Here is a 23,370-nt window from a genome sequence, read left to right on the forward strand (position 1 = left end):
GTTTTGAAATATAAGCCGGGGGCTGTAGTTTCCCTGGGGATTCTCAGGATTTGTGACAAAATCCTGGAAATGAAGCTGGAAGAGAGGATCAACCTATCGAACCTGGATGCAGAATATTCTTATCAGTCTGCCGAATTAGAAGCCGAGTCAGATTTTAATGACAAGGTTCAATCCCTGGAAGAACTGCTTCATAGCGGTGCTCTCACGCAGGGAGACCTGATTGAAACAATCCGCATGCAGCAGTATGAGATCGATAAACTTAAAAAAGAAAACAGATTTATAAAATCGAAGCTCCTAAAAGCTTCAGAATCGGGATTTCAAGTGTAATAAGGTATGAGTTTTGAATTCAGAGGAAAATTAAGTGTCCAGGTTGATGAAAAAAGACTGTCAGCCAAAATTCACTTTATACCAGACAACAGTACAGAGACTCAGAACCTGGAAAGTCTTCAGGCCCTCTTAAATAAAGAGGGTATTGTCTACGGAATTGACAATAAAAAACTGGAAGAAACAGCAGAAGAGTTCTCTGATGCCATGGAACCTTATCTGTCGGATATTGTCGCAACGGGTGAACCGGCTCAGGCAGGAGAGGGGCTGACATATGACTTTTCTCCCTTTCAATATCCTGAGAACCTTCAGAGTGTCGCATTGAAAATCCGGAACATGAATAAGGCTCCCGATATTTACCAGACCATCTCAGTCAAAGTCACTAAAGATAAGAGGGTTCGGGATAAGGGTCTTTTCAAGGGCGGGAAAGAAAGAATCATTGCCGTAGAAGAAGATGAGGAGAAGAAAATCCGGGTTGATATCTCTGCAGAAGTTCTTGAGATTGGATATTTCGAAGAGGGAGATGTCATCTGCAGGATGAGTTCTTCCACGGGTGAAGCAAAGAACGGCAAGGATATCAAAGGCAATGTTCTCATTCCACCCGATGTCATTGAAGGAGATTTCTGGCCCGGAAAATATATACGGAAAGAAAAATCTGAAATTCTTGCCGGGGAAACCGGATTTGTTCGAAAAGGGAAAAACTGGCTGGACTTGTTACCATTTAAGATTAATAGCTGGACCGTCCGTCTCGGGGAAAATAAAATAGATTGTCTTATCGATATCATCGCCGGCCATAAGGCGGCTCCCCCTCCTGTTTTAAAAGATGTCAAAGAGGCTGTTCGGGAATTGGGTTTTTCTGAGGAATCTCTGGTCAGTGATAAGAAAATCATTCAGTTTTTACTTAGCGGCTGCCGCAGTGAGGGGGCTCAATCCTACAGTTTGACAAAAGACAGGGATGGTTCATTCGATATTGAGATCAATTCCCTTTCAACAGAAGCTCAACTTCACCTGTATAAAGGAACAGGACATGGAAAAGCACTGGACATGAAACAGGCCTGGACTCGAGTCCTGGAGCTCAAAATTGCAAATTTTGAAGCTGAGAGGGTTAAAAAGGCAATTCTGGATTTTAATAGCTCTGAGAGTAAAGAAATTTCTATTTTTCTTGCAAGCGGTCAGTATCCCAGGCGTGGAGATGACCGGGAAATCTCCATTGAAGCTGAGTATCTACCCCCTGAGGAAGCAGAAGACATAAAAAACAGAATCAAGGATCTTAGGCTGCTGGCTCCCTCTTTTAAAGATTTTCCTGCTGAAAAGATAGAAAAGATGTCTCGCGTCAAAAAAGGCATGAAGCTTTTTCAACTGGGAAAACATAAAGGCGGCAAAGACGGTAAGGATATCTATGGGCATATCATCAAAGGCATTGAAGGAAATGATCCTATCCTGAATATTTATGAGAATATAATTATACAGGATGAGGTAGCCACATCAAAAATTGACGGGATTCTGGATTATGCCTGTGAAAATATGGTCTACTCCCTCAGGGTGAGGGAACACGATGATGCCAAAATAGTGGTGTCCCTATCGGATAACAGTATGACCGCCTATGTCTCTTTTCTCTCTCCCCAGGGTAGCGGCCACTATGTTACGACAGAGCGAATCAGGTCCGCCCTGGAAGAGAAAGGCATTGTCAAAGGAATTCTGGAAGAAGAAATTCAGAAGATCAGTGTTCTTGCGGAAGAGGGAAAGATTGTCACAGACCATCCAGTAGCCGAGGGAAAAATTCCCTACCAGGGAGAACAGGCCCTCAAATTTCTGGTTGACCTGGAGCCTGGAACGAAAAACAGCGTTTCCATTGATGAAGGAGATATCATTGCGGAATTGCAGCAGCAGGGTGATGGAGAAACGACAGGTTTTAATGTCCTGGGAGAACGGCTGTACAATGAAAATGACAAGGGAATAGAACAGGGAAATAATGTTCTTCAGGAAGAACAGGATGGTAAAATAATTTTAAAAGCCGGGGCCAAAGGTCTCCTTTGTATCGAAAATAACAGTCTCTTCATTAAAGAAAAACTATCCATCCGGGGAGATGTCTCAAGGTCAAGCGGAAGTGTTCAGTTTCCTGGATCCATAACCATTTCCGGTTCCGTATTGTCGGGAATATTTGTTAAAGCAGGTAAAGATCTGACTGTTCTGGAGGTCCTGGAAGCCTCTCTTCTTTCTGCAGGAGGGTCCATTCTGATAGGACAGGGAGTGAAGGGTGACCGGAAAGCTGTTCTTCGTGCGGGTGGAAATATTACCCTGGGTTTTGCAGAAGCAACAAATATTATGGTGAGTGGCGTCTTGACTGTCAAAAAGGCCTTGATGAACTGCATCGTCAAGTGTAACGGTCAAATTAAGTCAGACTCCGGCAATACCCGTATCATCGGTGGATTCCTGAAAGTCAAAAGCGGAATTTCCATCGGCTCTATCGGTTCTGAAAGGGAGACAAAAACCTTTATATCCTTTGGTCAGGATTACCTGGTGGAAGATCAGATCAATGTTGTGACAAAAGAGATTGAACAGATAAATCAGCAGCTTCCGGAAATCGAATCCCATCTGAGGATGGCAGAAGAAAAAAGAAATCATAAAAAACTGATGGCTCTCAGAAAGAAAAAGGTCCAGATGCTGAAAGTCCTCGAGAAGAAAGGGATTAAAAACTTTTTTCTCAAAGAAAAATTTGAGGTTCACTTTGATTCCATTATCAAGGTCAGTGATACAATTTTCCCTGGGGTTATCTTTGAAAGCCATGGGCGAATCTATGAAGTAAAAGAAAAACTCAGGTCTATCATGATATATTTTGAAAAAACAACGGGTAAGATTAGTTCAAAGCTCCTTTCCTGAATGAGGTAAAAATGCTGTATATATATTTTCCTGAATGGCTAAAACCTGAAATAATCCCCGGACTTCCTGTCCGCTGGTATGGTTTGATGTATCTTCTGGCATTCGGTGTAACCTATTTGATTTTTAAAAGACAGATAAAAGAAGAATCCCTGGATATCAGTGATGACGATGTGTCTAATCTGTTTTTTGCCGGGATTCTGGGATTGATCCTGGGAGCCCGTCTGATGTCCGCCTTGGTCTATGATACATCCGGAATTTACTGGAGTAAACCCTGGTTGATCTTCTGGCCTTTTATGAGCGGTCGGTTTGTCGGTCTTCAGGGGATGTCCTATCATGGAGGCCTTATAGGTGCTCTGGTGGGAGCCATGATCTTCTGCCGCAGGCATAAATGGTATTTTCCTGCATTGGCGGATAGGATTATCCTAGGGGTTCCCCTGGGATATACTTTCGGCCGACTTGGGAACTTCATCAACGGGGAGCTCTTCGGAAGAGTCACGACAAGCCGGGTCGGTATCGTTTTTCCCTATGCTGAACGATTTTCTCCCGCGGAAGATTGGGTTAAGGAAATGGCCCGGGTCATCGGGATGGATATCAGCGGAATGAGTGCTGTTAATCTGCCTCGCCATCCCTCTCAACTGTATGAAGCCTTTGGCGAAGGGATCCTGCTATGGTTTCTCCTGTGGTTTGTTATCAGGAAAAGTAAGAAATTTGAAGGAGCCCTGACGGGTTGGTATCTTATCGGATATGGTGTTGTTCGTTTCATTATCGAATACTTCCGGGAGCCTGACGCCGGTTTGGACTTTCCTCTCTTATGGGGAAATCCAGGTCCTAATTACGTCTTTTCATCCTTCTTCAATTTTACAACAGGACAGATCTTCTGCTTTGCCATGATACTGAGTGGATTGTTCTGTCTTGTTCTCTTTAGATGGAAGAGCCGCAAACGAGTAGGCTCCGGGCTGTTTTTATGATCAGAAAGGGGTTCCTCCTTCTTCTTTTAATTTTCATCTGTCAGAGCCTCAGTGCTGGGGAATGGCTTCTGGCAGACAGCGGAAGCTCGGTGTTTCTCCCTGAGGGATGGGGGATCTACGATCAGGATGAGCCGGGGCGTATTGCCTTTACCAACCCCGAGAACAGCATCAGATTCCAGGTCACTCTCTATCCCGGGAATACTTATGATTCTGATATGCGTATGATGGAAGATCATCTGTCAGCCCTGAATGTTCTGGAAGAGGAGCGCTCCCAATTTCTGTATCAGGGGAAGTCCTGTTCTCTGGCGGATATTCTCTTTAAATCCGGGGAGGCGCAGATCAGAGGCTGGTTTCTGTTTATCGACAGAGATGATTCTGACTATTATCTGACGGTGATCACAAACCCAGAGGATTATCAGACATCCCTGCCTTTGATTCTCTCCTGTCTTGATGGTTTTTCTGCGGATCAGGCCGGGAGGTGTGAACCGGGACCTGTGAGTGCCCTCATTTCTTCGGGTCAGGGGACGATGCAGGAGGATTTGCTGAGCTTTCAGGGGCAGAACCTGACATACTTGTGGAACCAGGGCCGAGAGGAAGCCAGCAGGCTCCTGGTGGAGCGGGAGGCATCCATTCTTTCCGGCTATAAGGAGCCTGAGCTCTTTGATGAGGCCTGGAAACGGTATTATCAGATGATATACAGGGATAGTGCTCCCGACCTGGAAGATCTGTCATCCCGCTTAAAGAAAAAACTCCACGTTCTGGATAACCGTGAAAAAGCAGAAACACTGCTTTCCTGGCTGCAGGATTTTGAATATGGCAGTACTGACCGTTTTTCCGACCTCCTGACGCCGACTGAATGCCTTCTCAAGGAACGAGGTGACTGCGATGCACTGGCTCTTGTATACATCATGCTCCTCAATCACATGGATATTCCCGCAGTTCTTATGGTTTCACGGAAATACAGCCATGCCCTGGCGGCAGTGGCTGTCGAAAAAGAGGGGGCACATTTTGCTCTGAATGGACAAAACTATGTGGTCGCTGAAATGACAAAAAAAGTCGATCTTGGACAGATAAGTGCGGACATGGCCGATTTGAGACATTGGGTTGTTGTACCCTTTTCAGGATATGAAAAAGGAATTCTGCCCCTGGATAGTAGTAATAATTGACTACCCCCTGTCTAAAAAAGGATACACATCCAAAAAAAGTGGAATGTATATATATTATGGAAATAACTAAAGACAACTATTGTAGGTAATTAACAAAAAATTTTAAAAATATATCTGTTTGGTATGAATATTGCATATATGTAAGCATATCAGGAGATAATACAATACATGGTTCCTATTTATAGAACGGTAGATACAAAAAGACTTTTTCTGGATACCATCCAGAGAGAATTTGTCAGAAAATCAATTCATTTAATGATTGCCCTTGTTCCCACTATGGCTGCATGGAATTATCAATTTACCGTCATCCTTCTTATTGTTGGAATCCTGGTGTACACATATGCCGAGTTTTTAAGAGGAAAAGGGCAGAGCGTTCCCATCATTTCTGAACTTACTGCATTAGCCTCCCGGGATAGAGACAAGGGTCATTTTGTCCTTGGACCTGTCACTCTCGGTATTGGCGCCTTGTCAGCACTTCTTCTGTATCCTCATCCTGCGGCAACCATAGCGATTTATGCTTTGGCTTTTGGAGATGGATTTTCCAGTCTGGCGGGGAAGCTCTTTGGTGGAAAAAAAATACCCTGGACCGGCGGAAAGACGGTGGCAGGGTCTTTGACCTGTTTCCTATCAGTTCTGACAGCAGGCCTTTTTTTGTCAGACCAGCTGTTGCCTGTTCTGATCATCGCTATTGGCGCAACCATCCTGGAAGCTCTTCCTTCCAAAGATCTTGATAATATTATAATCCCCATCGGTACCGGCCTGATTGCCGATTTTATCGCCTTCTAAATTTACCTAACTCCAGAGAAACAGTTTTCGACTCGTCCTCGTAAAGAGAATCGTTCCCGGAATGAGGCAGGCAAACCCTGGAATCATAAAGGGAGCATGGAGAAAAAAGAGCAGTTCATATCCCGTTATGACCAGAAGGCTGAGAAAGGCCAGACGGTAATATTCGATTCGTCCCTGGTGTTGTGCCGCTGCAATGTAATTCAGAACCGTTAATACTTCGAGAGTCGTGCAGAAGAGAGCCAGGTGCTTTTCTCTGGCGATTCTGTTAATGAGTGCCCCCGTGATGATGCTGGTGTTGACCGGAATCAATGAGGCAAGAGTAAAGGCTATCAGCATGGATATAAGCAGAACCATTCCAAATTTCTGGATCTGCAGGCCAGAGCTGAAAAGGGATGCCGCAAAGAGACAGGCCAGGCTTAGAATCCTGCTGAAATATATGATCCTTGTTGTCAGTCCTGATGCTGTTAAAAATGGAAACGGATTTTCCAGGAGAAATGGAATCCTGAAAATCTGGAGAGAAAAACAAAAAAGGAAGAGATAGAAAAAAGATAACTCGGCAGAAGGGTTTCTCTTAATCTGACGGGATATGATCAGTCCCGCCAGAAATGAGAAGATGAGCTGCCCTCCCAGGGAGATATATTTCAGCATTCCCGCTGTGGTGCTGTTTGAAAAAAGAGACCACCAAATCTGCTCCTCACTCCATGGTGTAGGAAATCCAGACCCTTTCGTGGCTATAAATAGGGCGACAAGGAGAAGCAGAAACAGAAATGAGAGATTTAAGAGTATCCGGACTATGTATTTTCTAAATATGAGGATCATATTCTCTATTAAACCGTAAATCTTCTAAAACGTCAAAATAAGAAAAATTTTCTCTAGAATATTTCTAAAAATTTTCTTTAGAATATTTCCAGACGTTCGATAATGTTATTGAGGTGAAATCATGAAGAAAAAGCTTCTAACCCTATCGGTTCTGATCCTGCTGATTTTAACAGGATTATATGCAGGAGATAAAGCTGAATTTATAAACATGGGCTTTTCGCCTGATGGAAAATATTTTTTATTCGGCCAATATGGTTTTGCTGCAGAAAAATCACAGAGCTATGCCGATTTGTTTCTGGTTGATGTAAGAAATAATAAATTCGTACCTGCCGCAGTGTTTTCAGGCGAATATAAGGGAACTCTGGAACCGGGGCAATCTCCGGACGGTGCTCTTTTTTCACTGCTGGAAACTGCAATACCTGCCAGAAAAAAATACAATATTGATTATCTGAAAAAAGGTCGACCTCTATATATTCGAATCAGTGACACAGAGGAATCAATCGATGTCCTTGATTTCAGAGATTTCGAGACAGGATCACGCTTTTCCATGGAACTGATTCAAGATCTGAAGAGAAATGATGATGGCCTGGCCCTCGAATCATCCTTTTATATTGAAATGACATTTACCGGTTCGGGTGGTGTCACAGTTCCCTTTGTGATTGGGCATCCTGATTTTAAAAGGAAGGGAATTGGTGAATATCGAATTGAGCGAGTTTTAACAGATCCGACAAATCAGTCTGTTATCATCATTATTTCTAAAATTGATAATGAATTGAATGTCAGATATATGGTAGAGACTGTCAGAATCCGCTGATTTTTCTCTTTCAGTATTTGAAAACCACCTTGAACAGGTGGTTTTTTTATCTTTTGGGAAAAATTCAAAACCTTGCCGTATTGAGATATTCCCCGCTTTAGCTATAATAGTCAGACCAATAACAGTTCAATAATACTGTGTTCATATTCGAGGAGAATCTATGCGAATCAGCCAGCTTTTTTATCAAACACAAAAAGAAGTCCCCCGGGATGCTCAGATCCCGAGTCATCAGCTTATGATTCGGGCTGGACGTATTCAGCAGCTGGCTACGGGCATGTATAATTATCTGCCTCTGGCTCATAAGAGTATTCGAAAAATTGAAACTATCATCCGTGAGGAATTGGAGAAAAAGGGCTGTCAGGAAGTTCTACTTCCAGTCGTGCAGCCCGCAGAGCTGTGGGAAAAAAGTGGTCGATGGGGATATTACGGTCCTGAATTGCTTCGCTTCAAAGACAGAAAAAACGGTGATTTCTGTCTGGGACCTACCCATGAAGAAGTCATTACGGATATGGTCTCTAAGGTTCTCAAGTCTTATAAACAACTGCCCTGGAACCTCTTTCAGATACAGGGGAAATTTCGGGACGAGGTCCGTCCCCGTTTTGGTCTTATGAGAGGCCGGGAATTCATCATGAAGGACGGGTATAGCTTCGATACGGATGAAGAACGCTCTAAAGTAACATACTGGAAAATGTATGAAGCCTATACGGCCATATTCAAACGCTGCGGACTGACCTTCAGAGCCGTTGATGCTGCTACAGGAAATATTGGCGGAGACATGAGCCACGAGTTCCAGGTCCTGGCAAAAACTGGAGAAGACATGATCCTCAGCTGCGATCGCTGTGATTATGCCGCGAATGCGGAAAAAGCAGTGACTCCACGGTCCGCCGCCGAGGCAGTTTCAGAAGGGCAGGAAGTCCTGGAGGATGTCCATACTCCAGGCAGCAGAACCATTGAAGAGGTTTCGGAATTTCTGAAGCGGGATGGAGCTGATTTTATCAAGAGCATTGTCTATATGATTGATGAAGAAGCCGTGCTGGTTCTGATACGGGGAGATTTGGAAATCAATGAGTCCAAGCTCCAGACCCTCTGTAGCGCCAATGGTGTCGTTCTGGCGGATGATAGTGTTGTCCGTGAAGTAACTGGAGTCTCAACCGGATTTGCAGGGCCTGTGGGCCTTCAAAAAGAAGTAAAGATTGTCGCCGACTATTCTGTCACGGGTAGACTCAATATGGTCAGTGGTGCAAACCGCGATGATTACCATAAACTGAATGTGAATTACCTCCGGGATTTCAAAGCTGATATCCTGGGTGATTTGAGTTTCGCATCCGAAGGAGACCTCTGCCCCAAATGTGAGGGAAAGCTGGAAGAACACCGGGGTATTGAAGTCGGACAGGTTTTTTTCCTGGGAACAAAGTACAGTATACCCATGGAGTGCAGCTATCTGGACAAGGATGGGAAAAGTCAACCTGCCGTCATGGGCTGCTATGGTATTGGTGTCGGGAGGACAATGGCGGCTTCTATTGAGCAGAATCATGATGAAGACGGTATTATCTGGCCGGTTTCCATTGCTCCCTTTGAAGTGATTATTCTTCCCCTGCAGATGAATAAGGAAGAGGTTGTTGAGGCAGGAAATTCCCTCTATGAGAGTCTGAAATCCGCCGGAATTGATGTTGCTCTGGATGATCGTGATGAACGGGCGGGTTTTAAATTCAAGGATGCCGATCTAATCGGATACCCCCTTCAGATTGTGATAGGGGCCCGTTCTCTTGAAGCGGGAGAGGTGGAGATAAAGATCAGAAAAACAGGGGAAAAAAAGAATATTCCTCTGGGTGATGCCCTTTCATTTGCCCTGGATTTTATCAGAGAAGAAAAAAAAATATAAGAAAATTTTAGTAAGTCATAAAGCCGGGGGCTCCTCCCTGCTTTTTTTTTTGCCCGATGCGATATATATTGATGTCATGAGGAAATTGTCTTTCATTTTATTGTTTATCTGTTTGATGTCTCAGACACCTTTTATGGATGCACTTGAACTGACATATCAGGGAATTGACGGTGAAATGGGGTTTCTTTGGAAAAATAATACGGGTTATGATACAGAGCCGGGAGACAGTGGACCAGATACGCTGACATTTATTCCAGGAGTCTCTTTCTTCTTTACCATCGATTCTCACTGGTTTTTCAGACCCTCTGTCTTTATTTACAGTCAGACACTGGAATACCTTCCCGACCGGGGATATACAATTCCTGTGGACTATTCCAATATCAATTCACTCTCGGTCACTGGATTGTTGATGCAGCCGGCAGCAGGATACAGATGGGTTATTGCCAAGAGGCATACCTTTGGGGTGCAGATGGCTCCTGCACTGAATGTGCAGGTTCCCCTCTTCGGACCGGGAAAGGATGACCGGGGAGACATGTTTGCAGCTCTGATTAAAGAATTCCTTTACTGGAACACATCCGTCTGGTATTACAATCCTCTGACAGAGCGCTTTGGTTTTAACTTTAAGATCGAGCTGGGACTGCCTGTTTACAACAGCTGGCTCAACAATGATCTAACCTTTGCCGATGGCCTGATGTTGAATTTTCAGGTGGGGATTCGGGTTCTGGCTCAATAAATCAGATAAAATCTTCAGGATCTTCGGGAATCCTGAACTCTCTGTCGTCATTGAAAAGCAGGGTCAGATAGGCTGTGTTGGATGCATCCAGAAGACCTGCTATCAAAAGAAGAAATGGCAGTACCGGCAGAATAAGAACATATCCGTCCTGAAGGCCTCTCCCATAAAGAGTGCAGGCTGTGATCAGGGCTGTATATATTCCCATGTATGATTGAGAAAAAAGTATAAAAGAGACAAGAATCGATATACCTATGACCCAGAAAATCTGAAAAGCCGTGAGTTCCAGGCTGGAATAAGATTTGAGGATCGTCAACATGGAAATGGCGGCTATCAGGGCTGATCCCGCTCTTGAAAAAAGGGTTAAAAACGGCAGGACAAGGCCGCTGACTTTTCTCTTCATGCCGGAATTTTCTTTCAGTACTCTTGTCATAACCAGCATATTTACAAAATTATCCCCACTGAATAATGAGACAATAATTCCGGGAAGGAAGGCTCTCATTTCTCTGAAGGGGTTTTTTCTTGTGATAATAAAGTAAGCCAGAGGCTGGACCACTGTCAGGATAATGAGGGTGGCCAGAAGAACCAGACGAATAAGACTGAAATAAGAAGAGAAGTCTGAAATTCTACGGATATGATTCAATGATTCATAGCTGAGACTGAACAGAGTCAGGACAAGTAGTCTGGTAAACAGGGTGTTCATCCTGTAGAACATCCGGCTGAAAGAATCAAAGAGGTTATAGACAGGTTCGCCTTCTTCCATGTCATGAAAAAGCTGAGTCCCTAAAATAAAGGCGAAGATCAACGCCGGAAGGATGAAGTCAGCGGATTGACGAAAAATCTGGAAAGCATTTACTGGAAGAAGCTGTCTCAGATATTCACTGAATCCCGGATGAAACTGTTCATTTCTGAAAGGAATTCCCGACAGCCAACCTGTTGAATCGGATAATATGGGAATTCGGTTCACCGGAATAATAACGGACATTCCCTCAGCCAGGAGGGTATATATCCCGGCCGCTGCCGACGTCAGTACTAAAAGCTTTAGGATGACTTTGCCAAGGCGCTGATCCCTTCTCAGTTGGCAGACAGAAACAGTCAGTGTAAAAAATGCAAGGGGAAAGACCAGGAATCGGCCGGCTCTCAATGAAAACTCTGCCACAGCGCGAATAATAATGTCTAATATCTGGTTTTCAGGCAGAAAAAATGCCAGCAGAATCCCCAAACAGGCGGAAAATGTATATTTCATCCATAGTTTCATGAAAGCCTCCAGGAGCAAGTCGGAATCAGAACCGGCAGTTGTTTATTTTCTTTTAAGGATGGGAAGAGACTGAAAGATATTTTTCTTCTCTGAATACTGCAGCCATTCACCATTGATTTTAGGATCCTCCGATTCTAGAATCCTCTTGATGAATTGTGCATAGTCTTCCATTTCCGTCAAGCGGGATGTAAACCCGCATCGTTTCAGTCCTTCGAATTTTGAGAGAAGAATACCCTCCGCGGTGTTATGGAAGGCGGCGCTGATTATAGCTGGAAGCACGGTTGTCGGAGTCAGCCCTTTTTCGGTTTCAGCAAAAGCGAGAGTCCCAGCCTCCCGGGAGTTAAAAAAATTGAGGATTTCACGGATAAGATACAGAGTCCCATGGATATAGGTATTGAGAATCTCATCCATCACTTCGGTCTCCGTGTCTTCCAGGGCGGGTGCCGAGGTCGGCTCAGGATTGACAATGATAGCCTTATTCAGGTCTCCGAATACCCGAACCGTTTCTCTAAATACGGTTTTCGTCGAAATCAGGGAACTACGGTTCCAGGGGATGACCAGAAGATTTTTCTTCTTAGATTCCTTCATTGTTTCCTGAGAGGTCATAATCGGTGCAATGACCTTCCAGCCGGAATTAAGATAAACTTCAATCAATTTGCGGCCGAGGAGAGTTTCACTTCCGATTATCAGAACTGCTTTATTCATATGATCTCCATGTCAAATCAGTTTTCACTTATACCAGTATTTGAGAAATCCGATACTCAGATTCAGAAATAATCTTTTGAAGATCACTCAAAAAAATCGAAAGCTCGGTCATCAAACCATAATCATTTTCTGAGCTTTTCCGCCCCAGGCAGCTGAGGGAACTGAGTGTACTGAACCACCAGAATGCCTCATCCATACACTCTTTATTGTACCACAGGATATCTTTGTATTGATTGATTCCGAACCAGGAGGTAAAGTCCGAGCTCTTCAGAGTTTCCTTCCAGAACCTCTTGATCGAATCAATGTCACTTATAGCCTCTTCTGTCCACCTTTGATAAAAGCGTGCCATGTAAAAGAGCCGGTTATCATCAAGGTCACAGAGCATGAGAGACATAAAAGAAGGACGTATTATATCCTCCAGTACAGTCTGTTCCCTCCTGATGACTCTTTTATTCCGTGGATTTACCTTCCGGTCCAGGATCTTTCTGATGCGATTCAGTTTTTTTGACAGTCCGGTTATCAGGTCACTCATGACGGGTGTATCAATGACTCGGGACTCCAGAAAGGTTTTCATCATGTGGATCAGCGGTTCCAGTTCTGAAAAGGTCAGGGCCCTGTTCAAGTCGGGGACTCCCCGTCCGCCCACTTTCAGTATCAGCTTTTCCAGTCTTCTCTCTTCATCGTCTTCCTGCTGTCTGATGGGATAGAAAACCTTGCATTGGTATCCATAAAGCTTTACGGGAAGACCCCTTTCCAGGATATCCCTGTTTCTATGGATGTACCACAGCCTTTTCTTTGTTTCAAAAAGGAGAGTGAAGCTGTTTGGATTGAGGTTTAATATAGAGCCGATCTTGTCAGAAACTTCACCCAGCCTTTCCCCTCCTTCAGAATTGATTCCTTTTATTACCTCATTCTGTATCGTTCCCTCTGTCAGTGTATTGCTGTTATTGAACAGGACAAGAGCATGCTGCTCTTCCAGGGAGTTACAATAGGCATAGACATCTTCATTGATACTGTCCCTGGAGAGGAAGTCAAAAAGGTGAAATTGCCTGGCTCCGGCAAAGAGGAGCCGTATTTTCATAAGGGGATAAATTTCACGTTCATGCCGATTCATCAGCTCCTGATCCGGCTCTTCATTAAAGTAGGCCCGGCGGTATTCCATACCATATTTTTCAGAAAGGCCTTCAAATTGTCCATGACCGATCATAGGCAGACCCGGAAGGGTAACCAGGAGTGTGCAGATTCCAAAGTATTTATCACCCTTTCCGAACTGACTTACAGCTGTGTCTTCATCGGGATTGTTCATGAAATTGACAAAGCGTTTGAGTATGCGGGGGTTGGATTTCAGCGTGTCCTTCAAGAGCTTCCGGAATCCCTTGTTTTCTTCCATTTTCAGGAGGTTCATAAAGGCGGAATTGTAGACCCGGTGCATACCAAGGTTCCGTACAAAGTATCCCTCCATCATCCAGAAGGCTTCTGCCAGAAGGAGAGTGTTGGGAGCCTCACTGTTTATCCGGTCCACCACTTCTCTCCAGAACTCTTCGGGCATGTGCTCCCGGAATTCTTTTTCTGTCATGCTGTAGGCCGAACGGGAGGGGATGGCCCCGCCATCTCCCGGTTGCGGGTACCAGAGCCGCTGTATGTGCTTTCTGGCCAGGGTCATGGCGGCATCAAAACGGATGATGGGGAAGTGTTCAGCAACCTGAAGAATTAAATTAATGAGTTCTTCCCGGACAAGAGGATTCATAAAATCCAGTTGGGCCGTATCGTTCCAGGGCATGGAGGTGCCGTCATTTCCATGATAGATGTATTTTTTTTCATTTCTGACCCGGTCTTCTCTCATAAAGACTACAGAGGCATCGCTTTTATCATAATAGCCGTCTTCCAGGAAAAGGCCGATCCTGGGGTCGGGGCTTAGGTCTAAACCCTGAAAAGTATACCCCGGATAAGGACTCTGATTCGTCTGCAGGAAGTAATCCGGCTTTTCTATCATCCAGTCGGAATCAATACCGGTATGATTGGGTACCATATCGCTGGCCAGTCGTATTCCTTTCTGAAGACAGCGCTGAGTTAAGGCTTGAAGGGCTTCCCTGGCGCCCAGGTCTTCGGAAATGGTGTAATTTTTAAGTGAATAGGCCGAGGCCTCGGCTTCGGGGTTTCCGCAGACCCTCTTGATGGTCCGGCTTGCCGTACTTCTTTTCCAGATGCCGATGAGCCAAAGGCCTGTAATTCCCCTGCGGCTTATTTCATCCAGTTCTTCACCAGGAATATCATTCAGAGTCTTGATGTCTCTTTTATGTTTATCAGACAATTGATTCAGCCATACATAGCAGTTTTTAGCCAGTAGGATCAGGTTGGGCATCCAGTCGGAGTCAATGCTGAAGTGAGCTATATCGTCTTCATGAAATGACAAATCGATCCCTTCAACGGGGCCCGGACCAGACAGGCCGATTTTGTTCTCCTCTCTAGAGAGATCAAGGGCGCTCAAATAGGCCGTTTTATTTTTGATGAATCCATATTTATTTGTGATATATCGAATCTGTTCTTCCAGAGAACCCGGATAGAGCCTGGAAGGAGTCAGAAGTATTTCAGTGAGAGGAATTTCCCAGTCCAGAGGCAGAGAACTGGCGGATATAAATTGCATCAGACTATCTAAAAGGCTATTGTAGGCCTTTCCCTGGAGTGTTTTGTCGGGAAAGAGAAGCTTCAGATTCTTGCAGCCCTCATTCCCGTTTAACAGCTTCAGAATAAGGGCACTCGTTAATCGGCTCTCCAGTTTAAGGGGGTCCGTCGAAAGATCAAAGCGTTTTCCCGCAGGATAATTTTCATCCATCCTGCTGAGCAGGGCATTCCAGGCTCCCTCGAATTCCGGCGGTATCATATCTTTGAGAGTCAGTGGGCCATGTATTCCCCGCAGGGCTTTCATATATTCGTTCACTGCCTGGCTGTAGAAATCAATGAGCATGGCAGTCATATACAATTCTCCCGCCTTTATGAACGTGGGAGGGGAGAGTCTTTCATTGATCTCCAGGGCGAGTTGTCTGGCTTCGATCTGTGAGGAAACAATCAGCATCTGATGGTCACTCAGATGAAGGTCTGTCAGTTTCAGAGTGTTCAGGATCGTTTTTTCTATATACAAGCCGCTGGACATTCTATCGATCCCGCTTACAGATCTGAAAAGTCCAGGGTCGCAAAGTAATCCTCGATGGTTTCTTTTCTTCTGATTTGCCGGACTGTTTTGTCTTCATTCAGAAGGTACTCTGCATGTCTGAGTTTTCCATTATAGTTGAATCCCATGGCATGGCCGTGGGCACCCGTATCATGAATCACGATGTAGTCTCCTGTTTCAATGACGGGAAGCTTTCTATCAATGGCGAATTTATCATTATTCTCACACAGAGATCCCGCCACATCATAAACCTGATCACTCGGATATGATTCCTTTCCGGGAATGCTGATGTGGTGGTAGGCACCGTACATGCCGGGTCTCATCAGGTCTGCCATACAGGCATCGACACCGATATAGTTTTTATAAGTATTTTTCTTATGAATGGCTTTTGTTACAAGGTAACCGTAGGGTCCCGTAATCACTCGTCCGCACTCCATCAGAACCCTCAGTTTCCCATCATGAACAGTTCCTCTGAGTTTTTCACGGTAGGCTTTCTCACTCTCTGTGGCAATGAAGGGAATGTCTACGGGAGAGTCTTCGGGTTTGTAGGGGATTCCGATTCCTCCGCCTAAATTGATGAACTCGAAGGTGATTCCACACTCCTGGGATATTTCATTCACCAGATCGATCAGAAGAACAGCAGTTTCTACAAAATATGAGGAATTCAGTTCGTTTGAGGCAACCATTGTATGGAGTCCGAAACGTTTCACACCATAGGATGCTGCTTTTTTGTACCCCTCCTTCAACTGTTCTCGTGTAAAGCCATATTTGGCCTCTTCGGGAGAACCGATGATGGCATTTCCTTTTTTTAATGGACCGGGATTATAGCGGAAACAGATCAGCTGGGGAAGTCCTGGACCTTCTTTGAGGTAGTCCAGATGGGTTATGTCGTCCAGGTTGATGATGGCACCCAGATCAAGGGCCTTTTCATACTCTTCCATGGGTGTGTCATTGGAGGTGAAAATTATTTCTTCACCCTTTAGACCTGCTTTTTCTGCAAGAATCAGCTCAGGAAGAGATGAGCAATCCGCTCCCATCCCCAGTGTGGCGAGCATTTTAATGATATGAGGATTGGGAAGTGCCTTGACGGCAAAAAAGTTTGTGTAACCACCGGGGACCCAGGAAAACGCCTGATTTATGGCTCTGGCATTTTTCATAATGGCTGTTTTATCATATATATGAAAAGGGGTCTGATGGTCTTGGCAAATCCGTTCCAGATCACTTTTTGAAAAGGGCATTGTTTTTTGGTTCATGATTGTTCCTTACTAAGTTTATTACACCAATCTCGAAAAGTCACTTCCGAAATTCGCTTCAAATGATCCAGTTCCTCTTCTTGGAGAGCTTCAAGTTTCTGCTGGACCTTCTCGAGCTGGTCCTGGGTATATCCGCACTCTTCGGCACGAAGATGGATGTATCGGATGCTTTCATGTCTGGTCAAGGCATCTCTCCGATTTTGGGATCTGAATCTCCATTTTATTGTTGATGAGTATTTTATGCTATATCTGTTTCATTGGGAATAGCCATGCCTAAGAATTCCGGGGGATCCTTCACCGTTAGTATTTCATTAAACCAGGGGATTCTATACAATAGGAGTAAATTATATGTAAAAGGATTCCCATGAATCGACACATTCCTGCAGTTTTCCTGTTGGCCTTAATTACTGTTTCCTGTAGCAAAACCCTCTATCCCGTCTCTGAAAATGAGAAGGTGGGTTACATCGACCATACAGGCTCTATGGTACTGGACCCTGTTTTTGACAAGGGAGATGATTTTTCAGAAGGCTGGGCTCTTGTCTCAGAAAATGAAAGTCTCCATTACATCAATGCAAAAGGGGAATCGATCAATTCTGCTGTCTATGAGATGGCTGCGTCTTTTCAGGATGGTATGGGACTTGTTGTGAGGAACGGTCTGGTGGGGTATATAAACAGAAAGGGAGAGGAGGTCATCCCTCCGGTCTATCTGCGGGGCGGCAACTTTTCCAATGGCGTTTCTTCCGTTTTTTCACAGGATAAGAAAACATTTCTGATCAACAAAAAAGGGGAGCTCCTGAAGGAACTGCCCTATGAATATATGGGAGATTTTAAGGATGGTCTGGCTCTGGTGGTTGAAGACGGTCTCTGCGGGTTTATCAATACAAAAGGGACCGTTGTTATCCCTCCGGTTTATGAGTTTGCCGGTGATTTTTCCGAGGGTCTTGCCCTGGTTGTTTCAGAGAGCCTGGGGGGGTATATCAATACAAAAGGAACCCTTCTGATTCCCCATCAATATACTTTTTCATCAGCATTTTCTGAAGGTCTGGCTCTCTTTGTTGACCAGGGCAAGGCCGGTTTTATGGATAAAAAAGGTAAAACCGTGATTCCTCCGGAATACAGCTTCGCCAGTGATTTCAGCCAGGGTCTGGCCCGTGTTCAGATTGACGGTAAAATGGGTTTCATCAATAAAAAAGGAGAACTCGTTATTGATGCCCGCTTTGACTATGGAGAAAACTTCAAAAAGGATCTTGCCCTGATGGTTGAGGGAAACACTCTTTTATATATTGATCGTGAAGGCCGCGTTGTCTGGACAGGAACGGAACAGGAAGAGGAGTAAAAGACATGGAGACTCTGACAATAAGAAAGCCTGATGATTTTCACCTGCATTTAAGACAGGGACCGGAAATGGGTCACTTTGCCCGCGAAACGGAACGTTCCTTTGCCCGGGCTCTGATTATGCCCAATACTCTGCCTCCTATCATTGATCCCGCCGGATTGCACAGTTACAAGGCGGCCATTGAAAAAGAGGCTCCCGGACTGGAGGCTCTGATGGCCTTCAAGCTCCTTCCGGATATGGCTCCCGGGGTTATCCTTGAAATGCAGAGGGCCGGAGCCCTGATCGGGAAGTTGTATCCAGCGGGAACCACCACCAATTCGGAAGATGGAATCTCCTCGTATGAGCAGATCCGGGACCTCCTTTCTGCCATGGAAGAGTGCGGGATGGTGCTGAGCATCCATGGAGAGCACCCTGAGGCTCCTGTTCTTGAAAGAGAAATTTCCTATCTGAAGGAACTGGAAATGATTATTCGTGACTATCCAAGGCTGAGGATAGTACTTGAGCATCTCTCCTGCCGGGAAAGCCTCCGCTTTATCGAAGAGATGCCCGGCCATATTGCAGGCACTGTGACAACTCATCACCTGTTGTATACCCTTGATGACCTGCTGGGAGGAGCCCTAAAACCGCATCTTTTCTGCAAACCTGTTGTGAAAAAGAAAGAGGATCGGGCTGCTCTGGTAGAAGCCGCCTGCTCTGGTCATCCCAAATTGTTTTACGGCTCCGATAGCGCTCCCCATCCAAAAAATCGGAAAGAGTGGGGCAGCTGCAGTGCCGGTGCCTTTACAGCCACAGTGGCTCTCCCCCTTTTAGTGGATTTATTTGAGAGGGAAGGTGCTCTTGCTCAGCTGGAGTCCTTTACGAGTCAGCGGGGGGCTGATTTTTACGGACAGCCACTGAATCAGGTGACGGTGACCCTGAAAAAAGAATCCTGGCGGGTTCCACCGCTTATCGGTGGATCTGTCCCACTGGGGGCAGGGGAACTGATGTCCTGGAAAGTCATGGAAAAGGATTAGAAGAAATAAAGTTGAAGGACTGAAATATGCTGATCATACCGGCAATCGACCTCCTGAACGGAGAGTGTGTCCGTCTCTATAAGGGCGATTATAGTGAAGTAAAATCTTATGAGCGGGATCCGTCTCGGGTCGCATTGGATTTTGAAAAGATGGGTATCAAGCGACTCCACCTGGTCGACCTGGACGCAGCCCGGGGTGAGGGACAACATAATAGAGACGCAGTACGAAAGATCCGGGCCGTTTTTTCGGGGATCATAGAACTGGGGGGGGGCGTCAGGAGTGCAGAAGATGTGAGAGAACTCCTGGAGATCGGTGTCGACAAGCTTATTGTCGGTACCGTCCTGGCCCGGGAACCTGAAAAAGTTGAGTCCTGGATTCAATCCTTCGGGAAGGTGTTTATTGCCGGTATTGATGCCCGGAATGGGGAAGTCAAGGTTTCAGGATGGGAAAAAGGAACGGCTCTGAGGGATACCGCCCTGGCTGAAAAATGTGCTTCCATGGGAATTACAAATATTATTTATACCAATATTGACCGCGATGGTACGCTGGCAGGTCCGGACCTGGAAAATACCAATAGAATTGCGTCAGAATCAGGGATCATCGTGACTCTTTCCGGAGGAATCAGCAGTCAAGACGATTTTAAATCCGTTTTTGAAAAGGGACATCCCCTTCTCAGGGGTGTTATCACGGGTAAAGCCTACTATGAAGGACGTCTGGATCTGGAAAAAGCAATTCATGACTATCAGAAGAGGGATGAGGAGATAGGGTGGTGACAAGAGGAACCGTATTGGCATTAATCATTGAGACCGAAAAGGGTGGAACAAGTGCCGCTCTGATGGATGAAAAAGGATTTTCAAAAAGCCGGGAACAGGGACAGCTCTGGGTCAGCCATCCTGAGACGGGCCGGATTCTTCCATTTGCCGGAGAGGGACAATTCCTGAAGCTTGAAAAGCGCAGGAACCACTACTATGCTCTCCTTCCCGCTGGATCCTCCGGGGAAGCCTATGAAGATTTGATCGAAGAAACAGATATAGAAGAGCATGATGCTCTGGAAGGTTCTTTGAAAGAGAGGGGTACCACAGAGATCCTGGTCTCACTGACCGGAACCATCCAGAAAAGGCATTTGGAAATGCCTTCAGGGTCCTACACAACTCATCTTTTTGAAAAGGGCAGCGCCAAGATTAAGAAGAAATGCGGTGAAGAAGCGATTGAGCTTGTTCTGGCCGAAACAAGAGAAGACCTAGTCTATGAATCTGCCGACTTGATTTACCATATGATGGTTCTTTTAGAGAATGAAGAACTCTCCATCATGGATGTTCTGGCAGAGTTGAAAAAAAGAGACTCCTGAACCCTACCGGGTAGAGATGCCCGGAGGGATGAGCAGGAGTCCAACCTCTTTATTTCAATTCTTCATTGAGAGCGGCGGCAGCACGACGGCCGTCACCCATGGCCAGGATGACCGTAGCGGCTCCCTGGGAAATATCACCCCCGGCATACACGCCATCCAAAGATGTTTTCTGCCTGTCATCAACCACCACGGTACCCCAATCTGTAAAATCAAGACCTGGTGTGGTCTGTTTGATCAACGGATTGGAAGAGTTCCCTATGGAGGGAATGCAGGTTTCTACTTCAATGAAAAACTCACTGCCTTCTATCGCGATAGGACGGCGGCGGCCTGAATCATCGGGTTCTCCCAATTCATACTTCTGACACTCTATGGCCTTAACGCGCCCATTTTCATCACCCAATATTCTGACAGGGTTTGTCAGGGTCTTGAAGATGACCCCTTCTTCGTGGGCATGGTGGACTTCTTCCACACGGGCGGGCATTTCATTTTCGGTCCGTCGGTAGATGATGTACACCTCTTCGGCTCCCATTCGTACGGCAGTTCTGGCTGCATCCATGGCCACGTTCCCGCCTCCGAAAACGGCGACTCTACGAGCCTGATAGATCGGTGTTTCCGCATTTTCCCGATCGTAGGCCTTCATCAGGTTGGATCTTGTCAGAAACTCATTGGCCGAGAAGACTCCTACCAGATTTTCTCCTTCAATATGCATGAACTTGGGGAGTCCAGCACCGGAGGCCACATAGACGGCATTGTAACCGTCTTTTTCCATCAGATCCTTCAGTTTTCGGGTTCGTCCGACCAGGAAGTTAGTCTCGAAGCGGACTCCCATCCTTTTCAGTCCTTCCACTTCCAGGTTTACGATTTCTTTGGGCAGTCTGAACTCGGGAATACCATATACCGTGACTCCGCCGGGTTTGTGAAAGGCCTCAAAAATGGTGACTTCATGCCCGGCTTTTCGGAGGTCTGCCGCGGCGGTCAGCCCTGAAGGTCCGCTCCCTACGATGGCCACTTTTTTCCCGGAAGGGGCGGGCTGTATGAATTCCGCATCGGGCCGGTTTTCTCTATCCCAGTCGGCCAGGTACCTTTCGACGCGGCCGATGGCCACTGATTTCTCGGGATCTTTGAGTATCTTACCGAGGGTACATTCGGCCATGCACTGTTTTTCCTGGGGACAGACCCGTCCGCAGATGGCGGGGAGCATGCTGCTCTCCTTGATGACATCGATAGCCTCTCCAAAGTTCCCCTCACCGGCTTTTTGAAGGAACCGGGGAATATCGATACTCACGGGACAGCCTTTGATACAGGGCTCGTTTTTACACTGCAGGCAGCGAGCGGATTCCACCAGAACCTGCTTTTCCGTATAACCCAGAGCCACTTCGCCCATATTGGCCCGTCTTACCTTCGGGTCCTGGGCGGGCATGTCCTGCTGAGGGATGTCCCGTCTCATCTTTGCCGTCATTTGGGCGGGTTTCAGATTTTTCCAGATCTCTTCGGCTTCCTGGTTCAATACTTCGATTGATTTATATTCGCTCATTTCTGTTTTGCCTCCAGTTTTTCAGCTTCAACATCCAGATTACAACGATGAGCTTCATGTTTTTTATATGCTTTCTGACGAAGCATCATATTATCAAAATCAACCAGATGACCGTCAAATTCGGGTCCGTCTACACATACAAATTTAGTTTCATTTCCAATGGAAACCCGGCAGCCACCGCACATCCCGGTTCCGTCTACCATGATGGTGTTCAAAGAGACCATGGTCGGCACAGCAAAGGGGCGCGTTGTTTCGGCACAGAATTTCATCATGATGGGCGGACCGATGGCGAACACTTCCGAGGGGGGATTCTCGGATTCACACAATTCCTTGAGGGGAACTGTGACCAGATCTTTCCTCCCGTATGAACCATCGTCGGTACAAATAATCAATTCATCCGATAAGGCTCTCATTTCATCTTCCATGATAAGCAGCTCTTTATTTCTGGCTCCCATAATGGTAATGACCTTGTTCCCGGCCTTGTGATGAGCCTCTACAATGGGATGCATAGGAGCCACACCGATCCCGCCCCCGACACAGACGACAGGGCCGTCTTTCTTTTCTATATGGGTAGGTTGACCCAGAGGTCCCAGGACATTTTCAATAAAATCACCCACATTCAAGCGGCTTAATTTCTGGGTTGTTGCCCCTACAGCCTGAAATATTATTTCAACAAAACCTTCTTCGGCATTGGCATTGGCAATTGTGAGGGGAATTCTTTCTCCATAGTTCTGGTCAATCTGAATGATCAGGAACTGCCCGGCCTGTCTTTCTTCCGCAATCAGAGGGGCCTCGATTTTCATTCGGAAGACATCCGCAGAAAGCTGTTTTTTCTCAAGAATTTTCTTCATTTTTTTTCCTTGCCCCGTTGGTGAAATAGGGGGAACTTTAACATAGTATTTTTCTAATATTCCAATATTGTAAATGCAAATGATAATTTTGAAAAGCTAAACAAACTTATTGAAGCTTTTCAGCATCAGGAAGCTTTCAGTTGAACTTACTCCCTGCACTAATGCCAGCTCTCTGGTCAGAAAACTGACCAGACCATGATTTGAATCTACCAGGACCTGAACAAACAGATCAAAACGACCGGAAGTTATGGACACATCCAGCACATTGGGGAGCTCGGCTATTTCTTTAGCCTTAGACTCCAATTGGGAGGATTCTACAACATTAACAGCCACTGTGGCCAGCTGTTGATTCTCTAGGACCTCTGGATTGATCAGAGCCTTGATCTTGACGATCTCCAGTTCTTTCAATTTTTTCAGGCGCTGCCTGACGGTTCCCTCTGAGATTCCCAGAATCCTGGCAATGGCATTGTTATTCTGGTAGCTCTCTCTGAGTAAGTTGATTATTTTCCAGTCTATTTCATCGGGCTGCATAGG

Annotated in this window: 20 protein-coding genes and 1 pseudogene; 12 read left to right on the forward strand and 9 right to left on the reverse strand. The window is 45.7% G+C overall.

Annotation, left to right across the window (positions count from 1 at the left end; genetic code table 11):
• From PF479_RS06910 to PF479_RS06930, 5 genes and pseudogenes are all read left to right on the forward strand, one after another.
• A pseudogene (locus tag PF479_RS06910) lies at positions 1-327 on the forward strand (MinD/ParA family protein); the annotation flags it as partial.
• 6 nt (positions 328-333) lie between these two features.
• The gene (locus tag PF479_RS06915; protein ID WP_298004015.1) at positions 334-3,204 is read left to right on the forward strand and encodes a FapA family protein; all 2,871 of its coding nucleotides are present in this window, start codon (positions 334-336) and stop codon (positions 3,202-3,204) included.
• Between the two features lie 11 nt (positions 3,205-3,215).
• Positions 3,216-4,172: a prolipoprotein diacylglyceryl transferase gene (gene lgt, locus PF479_RS06920; RefSeq protein ID WP_298004018.1), complete on the forward strand. Its 957-nt coding sequence runs from the start codon at positions 3,216-3,218 to the stop codon at positions 4,170-4,172.
• Positions 4,169-5,338 carry a transglutaminase domain-containing protein gene (locus PF479_RS06925; RefSeq protein ID WP_298004020.1) on the forward strand — a complete coding sequence of 390 codons (1,170 nt, stop codon included), beginning with the start codon at positions 4,169-4,171 and terminating at the stop codon, positions 5,336-5,338. Before lgt ends, PF479_RS06925 begins: the two co-directional genes overlap by 4 nt.
• A gap of 168 nt (positions 5,339-5,506) precedes the next feature.
• The gene (locus PF479_RS06930; protein ID WP_298004023.1) at positions 5,507-6,124 is read left to right on the forward strand and encodes a phosphatidate cytidylyltransferase; all 618 of its coding nucleotides are present in this window, start codon (positions 5,507-5,509) and stop codon (positions 6,122-6,124) included.
• A gap of 6 nt (positions 6,125-6,130) precedes the next feature.
• On the opposite strand, the gene PF479_RS06935 is transcribed toward PF479_RS06930, so the two are convergent.
• On the reverse strand, positions 6,131-6,943 hold the full coding sequence (locus tag PF479_RS06935) for a hypothetical protein (RefSeq protein ID WP_298004026.1): 813 nt from the start codon (positions 6,941-6,943) through the stop codon (positions 6,131-6,133).
• Positions 6,944-7,064: 121 nt separating this feature from the next.
• Between PF479_RS06935 and PF479_RS06940 the strand changes: the two genes are divergently transcribed.
• The 3 genes from PF479_RS06940 to PF479_RS06950 all read left to right on the forward strand — a co-directional run bounded on the left by PF479_RS06940 (position 7,065) and on the right by PF479_RS06950 (position 10,372).
• On the forward strand, positions 7,065-7,757 hold the full coding sequence (locus PF479_RS06940; RefSeq protein ID WP_298004029.1) for a DUF2259 domain-containing protein: 693 nt from the start codon (positions 7,065-7,067) through the stop codon (positions 7,755-7,757).
• Between the two features lie 160 nt (positions 7,758-7,917).
• A complete protein-coding gene (locus tag PF479_RS06945) occupies positions 7,918-9,639 on the forward strand; it encodes a proline--tRNA ligase (protein WP_298004033.1) in 1,722 nt (573 codons plus the stop codon).
• Positions 9,640-9,772: 133 nt separating this feature from the next.
• On the forward strand, positions 9,773-10,372 hold the full coding sequence (locus PF479_RS06950) for a hypothetical protein (RefSeq protein ID WP_298004035.1): 600 nt from the start codon (positions 9,773-9,775) through the stop codon (positions 10,370-10,372).
• A gap of 1 nt (position 10,373) precedes the next feature.
• On the opposite strand, the gene PF479_RS06955 is transcribed toward PF479_RS06950, so the two are convergent.
• From PF479_RS06955 to PF479_RS06975, 5 genes are read right to left on the reverse strand one after another with little or no spacing between them, the layout of a single operon-like run.
• Positions 10,374-11,627, reverse strand: a complete 1,254-nt coding sequence (locus PF479_RS06955; protein ID WP_298004037.1) for a cation:dicarboxylase symporter family transporter — start codon at positions 11,625-11,627, stop codon at positions 10,374-10,376.
• A gap of 42 nt (positions 11,628-11,669) precedes the next feature.
• A complete protein-coding gene (locus PF479_RS06960; RefSeq protein ID WP_298004039.1) occupies positions 11,670-12,332 on the reverse strand; it encodes an SDR family NAD(P)-dependent oxidoreductase in 663 nt (220 codons plus the stop codon).
• Between the two features lie 28 nt (positions 12,333-12,360).
• On the reverse strand, positions 12,361-15,483 hold the full coding sequence (locus PF479_RS06965) for an alpha-amylase family glycosyl hydrolase (protein ID WP_298004042.1): 3,123 nt from the start codon (positions 15,481-15,483) through the stop codon (positions 12,361-12,363).
• 14 nt (positions 15,484-15,497) lie between these two features.
• Positions 15,498-16,754, reverse strand: coding sequence for a diaminopimelate decarboxylase (lysA, locus tag PF479_RS06970; protein WP_298004044.1), 1,257 nt, complete (start codon positions 16,752-16,754; stop codon positions 15,498-15,500).
• The gene (locus tag PF479_RS06975; protein ID WP_298004047.1) at positions 16,751-16,939 is read right to left on the reverse strand and encodes a hypothetical protein; all 189 of its coding nucleotides are present in this window, start codon (positions 16,937-16,939) and stop codon (positions 16,751-16,753) included. The genes lysA and PF479_RS06975 overlap by 4 nt, the downstream gene beginning before the upstream one ends.
• Before the next feature lie 179 nt (positions 16,940-17,118).
• Between PF479_RS06975 and PF479_RS06980 the strand changes: the two genes are divergently transcribed.
• From PF479_RS06980 to hisE, 4 genes are read left to right on the forward strand one after another with little or no spacing between them, the layout of a single operon-like run.
• A complete protein-coding gene (locus tag PF479_RS06980; protein WP_298004049.1) occupies positions 17,119-18,090 on the forward strand; it encodes a WG repeat-containing protein in 972 nt (323 codons plus the stop codon).
• Positions 18,091-18,095: 5 nt separating this feature from the next.
• Positions 18,096-19,103 (forward strand): dihydroorotase, encoded by a 1,008-nt coding sequence (gene pyrC / locus PF479_RS06985; protein WP_298004052.1) that lies wholly within the window; start codon positions 18,096-18,098, stop codon positions 19,101-19,103.
• 26 nt (positions 19,104-19,129) lie between these two features.
• Positions 19,130-19,876, forward strand: a complete 747-nt coding sequence (gene hisA, locus PF479_RS06990) for a 1-(5-phosphoribosyl)-5-[(5-phosphoribosylamino)methylideneamino]imidazole-4-carboxamide isomerase (RefSeq protein WP_298004054.1) — start codon at positions 19,130-19,132, stop codon at positions 19,874-19,876.
• A complete protein-coding gene (gene hisE, locus PF479_RS06995) occupies positions 19,873-20,451 on the forward strand; it encodes a phosphoribosyl-ATP diphosphatase (protein WP_298004057.1) in 579 nt (192 codons plus the stop codon). Before hisA ends, hisE begins: the two co-directional genes overlap by 4 nt.
• Positions 20,452-20,500: 49 nt before the next feature.
• On the opposite strand, the gene gltA is transcribed toward hisE, so the two are convergent.
• The 3 genes from gltA to PF479_RS07010 all read right to left on the reverse strand — a co-directional run bounded on the left by gltA (position 20,501) and on the right by PF479_RS07010 (position 23,367).
• Entirely contained in the window at positions 20,501-21,985 is a 1,485-nt protein-coding gene (gene gltA, locus PF479_RS07000) for an NADPH-dependent glutamate synthase (protein WP_298004063.1), read from the reverse strand.
• The gene (locus PF479_RS07005; protein ID WP_298004065.1) at positions 21,982-22,836 is read right to left on the reverse strand and encodes a sulfide/dihydroorotate dehydrogenase-like FAD/NAD-binding protein; all 855 of its coding nucleotides are present in this window, start codon (positions 22,834-22,836) and stop codon (positions 21,982-21,984) included. Before PF479_RS07005 ends, gltA begins: the two co-directional genes overlap by 4 nt.
• A 96-nt stretch (positions 22,837-22,932) precedes the next feature.
• Positions 22,933-23,367: an Lrp/AsnC family transcriptional regulator gene (locus PF479_RS07010; protein ID WP_298004068.1), complete on the reverse strand. Its 435-nt coding sequence runs from the start codon at positions 23,365-23,367 to the stop codon at positions 22,933-22,935.
• Between the last annotated feature and the right edge of the window lie 3 nt (positions 23,368-23,370).

The organism is Oceanispirochaeta sp. (assembly GCF_027859075.1).
Taxonomy (GTDB): Bacteria; Spirochaetota; Spirochaetia; order DSM-2461; family DSM-2461; genus Oceanispirochaeta.